General features: G+C 41.3%; 10 protein-coding genes. 4 read left to right on the plus strand and 6 right to left on the minus strand.

Annotated elements, in window-relative coordinates:
- Positions 1-41: 41 nt before the first annotated feature.
- From L2747_RS11040 to L2747_RS11055, 4 genes are all read right to left on the minus strand, one after another.
- Positions 42-659 (minus strand): excalibur calcium-binding domain-containing protein, encoded by a 618-nt coding sequence (locus tag L2747_RS11040; RefSeq protein ID WP_220782523.1) that lies wholly within the window; start codon positions 657-659, stop codon positions 42-44.
- Between the two features lie 167 nt (positions 660-826).
- A complete protein-coding gene (locus L2747_RS11045; RefSeq protein WP_248999085.1) occupies positions 827-1387 on the minus strand; it encodes a hypothetical protein in 561 nt (186 codons plus the stop codon).
- A gap of 10 nt (positions 1388-1397) precedes the next feature.
- Positions 1398-1970 (minus strand): imm11 family protein, encoded by a 573-nt coding sequence (locus L2747_RS11050; RefSeq protein WP_248999086.1) that lies wholly within the window; start codon positions 1968-1970, stop codon positions 1398-1400.
- Positions 1971-2183: 213 nt separating this feature from the next.
- Positions 2184-4334 (minus strand): bifunctional 2',3'-cyclic-nucleotide 2'-phosphodiesterase/3'-nucleotidase, encoded by a 2151-nt coding sequence (locus L2747_RS11055; protein WP_248999087.1) that lies wholly within the window; start codon positions 4332-4334, stop codon positions 2184-2186.
- 1115 nt (positions 4335-5449) lie between these two features.
- On the opposite strand from L2747_RS11055, the gene L2747_RS11060 reads away from it, so the two are divergent.
- A complete protein-coding gene (locus L2747_RS11060; protein WP_248999088.1) occupies positions 5450-7078 on the plus strand; it encodes a BCCT family transporter in 1629 nt (542 codons plus the stop codon).
- Positions 7079-7280: 202 nt separating this feature from the next.
- Here the strand turns inward: L2747_RS11060 and L2747_RS11065 are convergent, their stop codons facing one another.
- Positions 7281-7628 (minus strand): hypothetical protein, encoded by a 348-nt coding sequence (locus L2747_RS11065; RefSeq protein WP_248999089.1) that lies wholly within the window; start codon positions 7626-7628, stop codon positions 7281-7283.
- A 448-nt stretch (positions 7629-8076) separates the two neighbouring features.
- Between L2747_RS11065 and L2747_RS11070 the strand changes: the two genes are divergently transcribed.
- From L2747_RS11070 to L2747_RS11080, 3 genes are all read left to right on the plus strand, one after another.
- Positions 8077-8802, plus strand: coding sequence for a DUF6445 family protein (locus tag L2747_RS11070; protein WP_248999090.1), 726 nt, complete (start codon positions 8077-8079; stop codon positions 8800-8802).
- Positions 8803-8911: 109 nt separating this feature from the next.
- On the plus strand, positions 8912-9883 hold the full coding sequence (locus tag L2747_RS11075; RefSeq protein ID WP_248999091.1) for a tetratricopeptide repeat protein: 972 nt from the start codon (positions 8912-8914) through the stop codon (positions 9881-9883).
- Between the two features lie 101 nt (positions 9884-9984).
- Positions 9985-10392, plus strand: a complete 408-nt coding sequence (locus L2747_RS11080) for a hypothetical protein (protein ID WP_248999092.1) — start codon at positions 9985-9987, stop codon at positions 10390-10392.
- A 108-nt stretch (positions 10393-10500) separates the two neighbouring features.
- Here L2747_RS11080 and ppnP read toward each other — a convergent pair whose 3' ends face one another.
- Positions 10501-10782, minus strand: coding sequence for a pyrimidine/purine nucleoside phosphorylase (gene ppnP, locus L2747_RS11085; RefSeq protein WP_248999093.1), 282 nt, complete (start codon positions 10780-10782; stop codon positions 10501-10503).
- Positions 10783-11065: the final 283 nt, after the last annotated feature.

Genomic DNA, 11065 nt, shown 5'->3' on the forward strand with positions numbered 1-11065 from the left:
TGATAATAAAAGTTGTGCAGTTTGCTGTTAGTTACTCATCACTACCAGTTGCAATGTTGTCTCTCACAAGGAATGCCATCTCCATCACCGTCCATTTTTGTGCCGGGGCAGTTTTTAATATAAAACTTAGCTTCATCGCATGAGCTCATTTGGCTGCAATGGGTTTTGCCGGTTTCACATTGAAACTCTGGCTGGCTGACACTCGTTGTTGATGATTTTGGCGGTAAGTCAAAGCGCATGTTTGCAATATCGTCGTTAGCTAGCACTATGGTTTTATTGATTTGTTGGTACTTGCCGTAACCAACGACAGCCATAACGATAATTAATGGGATAGCGAGCTTAGCCAAAAAGCTGGATTTAACTGGGCGTTGATTGTGGTGTGTCGAATGATTTTTGCGTGGCTTATTGATTCGTTTAGTTGTTGATTGAATAGCTACAACTGCCACACCTTCAATACTGGCTTTGCTGGCTCTGAGTTTGCCATCGGTTTGGCGCTCGGTAACAAACAGAATTTGGTCGCCAACAATGGGCTTTCGAGCCATCTGTTTAAGTGTCGAGATATGAATAAACACATCTTGAGTATTGGCGGCCTCAGGCTTAATAAAACCGAAGCCTTTGTCTGCGTTCCAACGAACAAGGGTGCCTCTTTCCATGAGCATCTTGTGTGACTTCCTGTTTACATCAAGTTAATAGCTACCAAGATACTACCAGTTATTCTATTTGTCAGCTCTGATCATGTTCAAATTAATAGGTTAATTTTCAAGCTAATCAATTGCTAAGCTTTATTTTACGCTTTACTTAGCTTTAGCTAAATGCAATATACATATCAGCCTGCCCACGACTCGTTAAAAGTTTCAATTGGCACGAATTCTATGCCTGTTGGTGAGTGGCGCATGATCTGATCGACAATATCTTTATGAAAAAACGTATGAAAGCCCCATGAGCTATCGCGAAACACCTGTCTTTTGTATAGCGGGATCTGCGCCAGTTTATCGGAGTCGATAACCAGTGTTTTCATGCCACTAATGTAGCCACGTTTAAAGCGTTTAAATTCGCTTTTTTCATGGCAAATGACATCGATTTCATGGGCGAGTTGCAGCATCATGAAATCATGTTCGCCTTGATCAAGTAACTTGAGTGGGATCCAGTTACTGCCATATAGCGACTCGATTTTTAGTGAATCGAATAGATGTTGAGATAACGCGAATTCTGGCTCAAGCAGAATATCGGCAATTGCATACTCTTGTTCTGGTTTATGGGTGGCGATAACTGGCACTGGCGCACTTGGGTTGGTAAATGGAGTGCGCAGCGCTGCCTCTTCAAACTCTTCTGCGACTTCATAGATTGGCGTCGGCTGGTTCTCTCTTATAAAAAAATAGTCACTCATGTTGTTGCCTTTAACCTCCAAAATCCGAATAGCCTTCAGCTGGGATAAACTCCACGCCAGTTAACTTGAGCTTAGTTAGTTGCTCGACCACTGATTTGTGGAAAAACACCTGTTTGTACCAAGCTGGATCAATAAATATCAGTCGTTGTGCTAATTCGACTTCTGCCAATACTTTAGGGTCAATGCGTAACTGGCGGATACCGCTCATCATCTCATCGCCATCGTCGTCCTTTCGGTAGCGCTTTATATTACTATTCACTCTATCGATCGCTTTGATTTGATTGGTAACTTGCAGCATGACAAACTCATGATGGCCGTTATGGACTAAATCAATATCAACCCAGTTAGTGCCTGCGATAGCTTGCAGGTCGATCGTGTTAAAAATGCTTTTTCGTATTGAAAATGCAGGCATCTCAAATATGTCGGGCACGCTACAGCCTACTTCAGAATCATATTGGATGACTAAAGGGACTGGTGCGGTAGGATAAGTAAACGAGTAGCCTGGTACGGTATCGATGTGCTCATCAGGAAAAACATAACAGGCAATGTCGACGTTCTCTCTGGCAAAGAAGTATTCGCTCAAGGTTAACTCCATGTTTTAAATATTTAAGCGGTTATGGATCTTTGGAAGAATATCTTACTACGGCTAATAAGCTCACTCTAAATAAATCTCTCAACTCTGCTGTTTGAGGTTGTTTGGCAGCTAATGCAAAAAATCCCTACTTATTGCTAAGTAGGGATTTTTGTTTGCGCTGTAACTGACTTAGTTTAAGCGCTTTAACTCATTTAGTTTGAGTTACTTAGCTTTAGCCGCACAGTTGAACTCACCGTCGTAGTCAAAGTTAAAGTGGAACTTTGTAAAGCCTTCAGTTCCAGCTTTAGTTTCTTCTTCTTGAGTCGTAGAAAGACCTGTGATGCCACTATCAACACAGCGGAATGCTTCATCAAGCGTTGCTGATGCAAACCAAACGCTATCTGTGTTTGGCGCTACAAGCTGGAACACTTCAGCATTCGGGAATGCCAATGATGCCTCACCTTCGTTCTCTGCTAGCGAGTCTTCTAGGTAGTATTGTACTAATTCGCGGTTGTTAAATGCGGCTTCTTCTTTAACAAGCACGGCTTTATCAACACCAGGCATTTTCACGTTAGATGCGCGGTAGTTGTTAGTAATAACATAGATTTCTGCGTCATTAGCAATTTCAACGCCGTTATAAGTTAGGCTGTCGATCTGCTTATTTTCAGTCTCTGTGTATTCAAAACCGTTAATGTCGATGTACTTTGACTCATTCTCAACGTTCACAGTGTACTTAAGTAAGCCTTCACCAGCTTGGTTGAAACCACCAAAGAATACATCGAAGTTGTAACCTGGGAATGATTCATTTAGGAAGCGCTCACCAGCCGCTAAAGGTAGGCTGTTGTATGCATTTGAGTTAACCCACTCAATCCAGTTCTTCATATCTGAACCAGTCATCTTCAATACTGCTGGTGTATTGTTATCAAATACATAGATATCAGCAACAGAAGCGTTAGTTAGCTCGCCTTCTTGGATGTTGGTAAAGTCTTGTGGACCGTTACGGCCAGACTTGAATGGTGCTGAAACTGACAAGAAGATTGCGTCGTCAGCAGCATCTTTAAATTCACCGGCTTCTTTCCACTTCATTAACTGGTGCAGTTGCGCTTCGTTAACCACCTGAATAGATAAATCAGGTACTACTTGTGGGAAGAAACTGTTCATGTTCACATCGATTGCTGCAATAGTTGTAGACATGTAATCAATCGTGCCTTGATGCTCATCTGCAACTAAGTCTTCGATGATTGGGTCTGAGCTATTTGGCACTAATGAACGTAGCTCTGAAGTTGACTGAGTATGGTCAACACTCCAGCTTTCGCCGTTATCTTTAGTTGTTAGGGTTAAGTCAATAACACCTAGCTTAGCGCCCCAGAAACCAGGCATAACAGCTGGTACACCATTAATTAGACCCAGTTCTGCATCAACACCTTCGATTTCGCCGTACTCACCCGTAGTATTTGGGAATTCACGATGATCGTGACCAAACATGATGGCATCGATGTCATCAACATAAGCAAGGTGCAATGTTGCGTTCTCTGCAAACTCATTATCGTTGTCATTTAGACCTGAGTGAGGAATAGCAACAATAATGTCTGCGCCTTCTGCTTTCATCTTCGGAACATAATGTTCAGCAGTTTTCTTGATGTCAGACACCATCACATTACATTTTAGTAATGATGCATCCCAGCCCATAATATTTGGTGGGGTAAAGCCGATTACACCGACTTTAACTAAGTAAGACTCACCTGTGCTGCTCTTAAATTCACGATCTAAGATCACGTATGGCTGATATTGATGTTCAGCTGTCTCATAGAACTCTTCAGTAATGCGAACTTCACACTCTTCAGCGGCGTTGCTTACTTTTTCTAGTGAGTTATCAAACTTCCAAACGTTAGCGCTTACGTATGGGAACTTAGAGCCTTTAAGAGACTCTTCTAGGTAATCTAAACCGTAGTTAAACTCATGGTTACCTAAGTTAGCCGCATCGTACTGCAATTCGTTCATTGCTTTATAAACAGGGTGAGTATTGTCTTTAACGTGGTCAGTACCCAGTGACGCCATATAGTCGCCCATTGGGCTGCCTTGGATTAAGTCACCGTTATCAAACAGCATGCTGTTTTGGACTTCGTCACGTGTTGCAGCGATAACCAAAGAGGTACGTGCTAAGCCCCATTCAGGTAACTTAGTTTCGTTTACTTCTTGGCTAACAAAGTAGTTGTATGGCATTACGTTGGTGTGGATGTCTGTGGTTTCCATCAGGCGAACGCTGATGGTGCTATCGTTCACGTTTTTATTGTCGTCATCTGAACTGTTACAACCCACTAATGCTGCTGCAATGCTTGAAACAAGCAGAAGCTTTTTAGTACTTAATTTCATGTTCACTCCAAAAACTATTATATTATTTTTAATTAAACTAATAACCACCACTCAATAATTGCTTTATGAATTATAAAATGGGGTAGAAACATCAACCGATAACACTAAATTCGGAGTGAAATTAAATAAAAAATGTGGCTAAGTAAAGTAAATAATAGAGTTGTTAAATCAAGATCTTATAATTAATAAGAACAAGTGTTCATCCTGGTTCTTAAATTGAGTAATAAAATTAAAAATGTAAAAAATAGAACAATACAGTAAATAATAAAGCGCGCTATTTAGGTATTTAAATCAGTGTTTGATTGATTACAAATTGATTCGTTTTTCGCTGTGCAGTTGCGCTGTTGTTTGAAATTTGTTGGTTGCAGACTATTGGTGTACAAATTATTGTTCAAATATAATCCTTAAAATAAAACAGTGGATTTTAACTGGCATTTAAGTTTTTTATAAACAACACTCTAGCTTGTAACGATATTTTGGCTTTGGTGAGGAAAGACTCTTTGGTCCAATTAACAAGTTTGGCCAGTCATTTTTTTGTGCGACTTTGCTTAGTGAGAAAATAATCATTTTCTCTGTCGATGTGTAATGATCAAAAAAGAACAGCTTTGATTAATATCTAAAATTTTATTGATATTTTATACCTAAAAAAAATTTGCACTAAAAAGGGTTAAAACACTAAAAGTTAATGTGATTAAAACAAATAAAATAAAAATAAATCATCTGTAACTGCTAGTGATACATTGCTTGTAATAAGTCAATTTAATCAGGCGCTTAACCCTTGGTGTTGTTGCTTTCATCTTGTTTTCGATATTCTGAATTTCTTCGCTTTGGTCATATTTTATAATTGCTATGCTTTGGCAGATTAAATGCTTGAAATTACTTTTAAATTGAAATGATTCACTAGTTTCTAATATAGACTGCAACTTTCCTGTTAATTGCGTTGATTTTATTCCTACTTTCGTATGTGTTAAAATATCGCCCCTTTTACAGCCTCAACCTTTACAAAGTCGTTATAAGTCTTTGCAATAGCCGAGGAAAATTCACCGAATCAGCTTAAAATTAGTCGCTCTAAACTGACTTATTTAATGGCTGACGATGACAAAAGCGAATATTTAATGTCGAATTTGACACAATCTGTTGAGCGTAAATCAACTGATGAAAATTACCTTGCGGCGCATCCGCCAGAGCGAAGTAATACCTCAACCACTAACGCCTTTGCCAGTCCTGTACTCTGGTTAAGTGGCGGTTTTCTCGTTCTCTTTGTACTGCTTGCTGTTTTCGATACTTCCGCTTTATCCAACGTTATTCAGGTTGGATTCTCTAAAGTGACCCTATGGTTTGGCCCTTTTTGGCAGGTTTTGCTGCTGGCTAACTTTATTATTGGTCTCTACTTAGCCTTTGCCAGAACGGGTGACGTTATCTTGGGTAACCTTAAAGCACCGGAAATGGATACCTTTAAATGGTTGGCTATCATTCTCTGTACCTTATTAGCAGGTGGTGGCGTATTTTGGGCCGCTGCTGAACCGATTGCTCACTTTGTTTCTTCGCCACCATTTTATGGTGAAGCCGAAGGTCGCCGCTTGGCAATTAATGCATTATCGCAGTCATTCCTGCATTGGGGCTTTTTAGCTTGGGCGATACTCGGTACCTTAGCTGCTATCGTATTGATGCACTTACACTATGACAAAGGCTTGCCATTACAGCCACGCACTTTGTTATATCCTGTGTTTGGCGATAAAGCACTAACTGGCTGGATTGGTACCTTAACGGATACTTTTTGTATTATTGCTGTTGCCGCCGGTACCATTGGGCCTATTGGCTTCCTTGGTCTGCAGATTAGCTACGCGCTCAATGCTTTATTTGGTGTGCAAGATACCTTGATGACCCAGAGTTTAGTGGTGCTGTTTGCTATTGCTATGTATACCTTGTCGGCACTAAGTGGTTTGAGTCGCGGCATTCAGTTGGTGAGCCGTTACAACATTATTTTAGCGGCAGCGTTAATTATCTTTATTCTACTGTTTGGCCCAACAAGTTTTATTGTTGATGGCTATTTGCAGGGGATGGCGAGAATGGTGAATAACTTTGTGCCTATGTCGTTATACCGTGGCGATGCTGACTGGTTAAGTTGGTGGACAGTATTCTTCTGGGGCTGGTTCCTCGGTTATGGCCCGATGATGGCTATCTTCATTGCGCGTATTTCGCGTGGCCGTAGTATTCGTCAATTGATCTTGTCGATTTCAATCATTGCTCCGTTGATCACCTGCTTCTGGTTTAGTGTTGTTGGTGGTTCTGGCCTTGCGTTTGAACTTGCTAACCCTGGTGTTATGGCTAATGCATTTGAAGGCTTTAACTTACCAGGCGTATTGCTAGCGATTACTTCACAGCTGCCAATGCCGACACTGATTGCGATACTGTTTTTGATCTTAACCACCACCTTTATTGTCACTACGGGTGATTCGATGACCTATACCATTAGTGTGGTGGTGTCGGGGTCTACTGAGCCGAGTGGTGCGATGCGTGCGTTTTGGGGGGTATTAATGGGCTTAGTTGCTATCGCGTTGATAGCAATGGGGTCTGGTGGTATTTCAGCTTTGCAGTCGTTTATTGTGATCACCGCTGTGCCAGTATCATTTGTGTTGCTGCCGTCACTTTGGCAAGCGCCGAAAATCGCTAAGGCGATGGCTGATAAACAGTTTGGTAAAGCTTCGCTGCAACAGGTTAAGCAACAAAAAGATAGTTTATAAATAGCATAGCCCTATCGGCTCTCTATTTAGCTTGTATTTAAGCCTCGTTACTGCAAAGTCGCGGGGCTTTTTATTGTCTACGGTTATTAAATGCTTGGCTGTATTTGAACAGGCAACACTTGCAGCCATCTTGCGTGGCTTTTTAAGTGCGCGAGTAGAGCTAATTAAGCTGCTAGGGCCGAGATGTAACAGTTTGCACGGTTTACATCTCTTCGGTGACAGTGCACATGCCGGTAAATGCCGGCTGGTCGGCAACTTGTACAGTAGCAAGTAACTCGTGATCAGCTAGTGGGTATTGGGTGTAAGCAATGTAAGTCGGGGTTTCACTAATATCTTGGCCATCAACGCCGTCGATTCTGTAAATGTTTCCCATTACTGGCGATCTATAGCTACCGTCGATGCTGACGATTGACTGATTAGAGCGCAAAATTTCGATGTTCTTCATAATGACATCGTCACTGCCTTTGACCTTACAAATAAGATCGCTAGCTTGTGCCGCGCCGCCTAGTGCTGCGATGCTGATGGTTGAGCTGATTAATAGTTTACTCATTGTATTCATTCAATCTTGCCTCATTAGTTTGTTCATTGTCTGCACTCACACTTTTTGGGAATCGATATTGCTAAGTTGAGCGCCTAGATTGTTTTGGTTAATAACTGCATTTAAAATACTTCTTTAGGCAGGGTAACTAATATGAGCGCCCTATGGCAATAATAGTTCGCACTTATGTGCTGTCAATTTGGCTTGTTCACGAGCAAAGTTAAAAAATGAGACTTGAGTGCGTTTTTTGTCAGTAAACAAAGAGGGTCAATGAGCATTCGCTATTTATTATGAGTTGTTTTGCCTTGCCATTATCGGTTGTGTCGAACATTCAGTTGAGTTTCTTTGTTGCGAAATGAATTGAGTTTTTTTATTTGTTGGTTTTTGAATAGGTTAGAAGGTGCTACTATTTTCAGCGCTCAAAATGAGTAGAGCATGGATGTAAAGGGACTGGATCACTATGGCTGTAATTTCAAATATCAAATCAATGGTAATCAATCCGGATGCGCATATTCAGGTATTACACTTGCCTGACTCTGAGCATTTAATTTGGGTTATTGATGACTTTATTGCAGATTTTGAATCTTTAGTTGATTACAGCAATACCAAAGCTTATTTCAATCCGCAGGGCTCTGACGGCACGCTGTTTCCTGGTGTTCGTGATGAAATGCCCGATAGCTATTATCAAACCTTATCTGCTTTGATTGAGCTATTAGGATTACAGCCGCAAGGCAAATGCTTTAAGCATCACAGGATTGCTAAATGCTGGTTATCTAAAGTGACTTTAGCCCCTGGAGACTTATCGCCAAAGCAAAAGATGCCGCATTTTGATTCGTTGGCAGACCACTCTATGGCGGCGGTTCACTACCTTAATGGTGAGCGCTTAGGTGGCACTAGCTTTTATCGCTATAAGCATGCCGAAAAGTTAGCCCTCTCATTTGATGATAAAGAGATGATTTTAGATATGGTTGATAAGGTGGAGCAATCGGCGACTTCACGTTCGGGTTATATCAATGATAGTGATGAACTGTTTGAAAAGGTTTTTTCAGTTGAAGCAAAACCGAACCGAGTAGTGATCTACTCTGGCAATATCCTTCATAGCGCCAACATTACCTCTCAAGTTGATTTTGATAAAAACTCGTGCAATAGCCGTACTTCTGTTAATTCATTTTTTAGTGTGCAATAGCATAGTTCTTGGTTATTGCTGGCTTTAATTGAGGTTAGCAATATAGACATTGGGCTAGTGTTTTTGGTTATCTTATAAAAACGCTATACGTTATTAGCTGAGTATATTTATGCGTACATTGTTACCTATTTTTATTCCCATTATCACTTTATTAGGCTGCAGTAGCCAACTACTTGAGAATGAGGTTTCCTCTCAGATATTTGACTCATGGTGTGACTATGCGGTGGCTGGGCAAGCCGACAATGTGACTCAAGATTGTATCGACAACGCTAACCAGGGCGACGAGGATGCAGCCACTAATTTGGCTTACTTGTACGCCAAAGGCATGCTGGTTGAGCAAGATATTCACCGTGCCATGGATTTGTACCGAGTCGCGGCTGAAAAAGGTATGCCGGAAGCGCAATACTCATTAGCTGAGATGTATCGCAGCGGCAAAGTGGGTAAGGCTAACCCGAAATTAGCTCGCTATTGGTATCAACAGTTGGCGAGTCAGCCTATTGATATGCAATTCTCAAGGTATCAAGTTGATGCGCAGTTTATGTTGGGGCTGATGTATTTCGAGGGGCAAGGTGGTGCTGTGGACTTGAACAGTGCTGAGCATTGGTTAAAGCAAAGCAGTGATAACGGCCACAAAGAGGCACCGTACATATTAGGTCAGCTCTATTTAGAGCAGTACCATAATCCACAGCAAGCCCTTGATTGGTACAAAGTGAGTGCCGACCGCAAGTTTGCTCCAGCAATGCATCAAATTGGCATGATCTATGTGAATGGACAGCTTGGTGAAGTTGAGGTTGTAAAAGCTGACTTTTGGCTTCAACAAGCGGCAGCACTTGGTTTGGCTGAAGCCCAAGTTGATCTAGCAACCCTTGAATATAATCATCGAGATGACGAAGCTGATTTGATCAAAATCTATATTTGGCTCGCCGCAGCTAAACATCAGGGTAATGAGATCGCTGCGAATCGACTCCAAATGATTAGCCAAAAACTCAGTCAACCACAGCTAAACCAAGCGCAAGCGTTAAGTTTGCATTGTATTCAAAGCCTGTTTCAACAGTGCCAAGCTGCTACTTTGTTACCATAGCGGCCAATTTTAACTTTTAAATTTTAATCTAGGCCTCAGGTTCACTAAGTAGTATGGGGCGATTTGCTATCTATTTTTGTTATTTAAGAGGGTATGACACCTTGGATACACATAATTCAAACTCATCTCGCCGTAAGCCGTTGATTGCTCTTGGAGTCGTGGCAGCTATTGTGGCGTTATTCGCAGCTTTAGTGATGGTAATGCCTAAAGGTTTTAAGGCGACTCATGAAGAGATTGGTACGGGTAAGCCCGCGATTGTTTTTGTCTATGATAATGGCTTAGCTATGAGTAATAGCCAGACTGAGCAGATGAATGAAGCGCGCGATTATCTTGGTGATGCAGTCCATTTTCTTATTGCCACAACGGGCACGCCAGAGGGTGATAAGCTGATCCGCCAACATCGTGCAGATTCTGCTGAGCTATTGTTGTTTGATGCGTCAGGTACATTGACTAAAAGACAATATGGCTTAAAAACAGCGGGTGAGTTAGTGATGTGGGTTGATCAGTAAGTAATCACTAGCCAAAAAGCTAATCATTGAAAACCATCCACTTAGAGTCTACTTTCGGCTGTTAGTGGATGGTTCACTTGTTTTACATCTAAGGCATCTAAGTGCTTATTAGCCGTAAATGCAAAGGTAAGCGGTTTGAGTCGCTACTTTTACTTGAAACTTTGCATCGCCGATAACGTTAAACTGTTCACCTGCGTTAAAGGTTTGCCACTCAGTTTGGCCTGGTAATAGTACCGTAAGTGCGCCAGAGATCACTTGCATCACTTCTGGTGCTGCTGTACCAAACTCATAATCACCTGCTTCCATTACGCCTACTGATGCTGGTTTGTCTGCACCCTCAAAAGAAATAGACTTAACCTGACCTTCAAAATATTCATTAACAGCTAACATTATAATTCCTCGTGATAAGAGTGTTGAGCATGGCAAAACAGACTTAGTTTAGGGCTCATGAATCAACGCCGCGATATTATCACTAAACAATAAAATACGCTGGCTCTATTCATCTCAATAGTCGTGATTAATTGCACAAAAAAGACGTTATCTAGAGCGTTATAACCTTAGTCTTATTCTACAAATATAAAGATATAAATAATTAAAAAATGGCTGTGGATAAGGGGAAGGTAAGCCGCAACTACTTATAGCGCTAACAAACGATTTTATTTGAGGTTAAAAC

It is taken from the genome of Shewanella marinintestina, from assembly GCF_023283845.1.
In the GTDB taxonomy this organism is placed as follows: domain Bacteria; phylum Pseudomonadota; class Gammaproteobacteria; order Enterobacterales; family Shewanellaceae; genus Shewanella; species Shewanella marinintestina.

Coding starts and splice junctions, on each gene's coding strand:
- L2747_RS11040 (WP_220782523.1), bottom strand. CDS start 659: ATGCTCATGGAAAGAGGCACCCTTGTTCGTTGGAACGCAGACAAAGGC.
- L2747_RS11045 (WP_248999085.1), bottom strand. CDS start 1,387: ATGAGTGACTATTTTTTTATAAGAGAGAACCAGCCGACGCCAATCTAT.
- L2747_RS11055 (WP_248999087.1), bottom strand. CDS start 4,334: ATGAAATTAAGTACTAAAAAGCTTCTGCTTGTTTCAAGCATTGCAGCA.
- L2747_RS11060 (WP_248999088.1), top strand. CDS start 5,450: ATGTCGAATTTGACACAATCTGTTGAGCGTAAATCAACTGATGAAAAT.
- L2747_RS11065 (WP_248999089.1), bottom strand. CDS start 7,628: ATGAGTAAACTATTAATCAGCTCAACCATCAGCATCGCAGCACTAGGC.
- L2747_RS11070 (WP_248999090.1), top strand. CDS start 8,077: ATGGCTGTAATTTCAAATATCAAATCAATGGTAATCAATCCGGATGCG.
- L2747_RS11075 (WP_248999091.1), top strand. CDS start 8,912: ATGCGTACATTGTTACCTATTTTTATTCCCATTATCACTTTATTAGGC.
- ppnP (WP_248999093.1), bottom strand. CDS start 10,782: ATGTTAGCTGTTAATGAATATTTTGAAGGTCAGGTTAAGTCTATTTCT.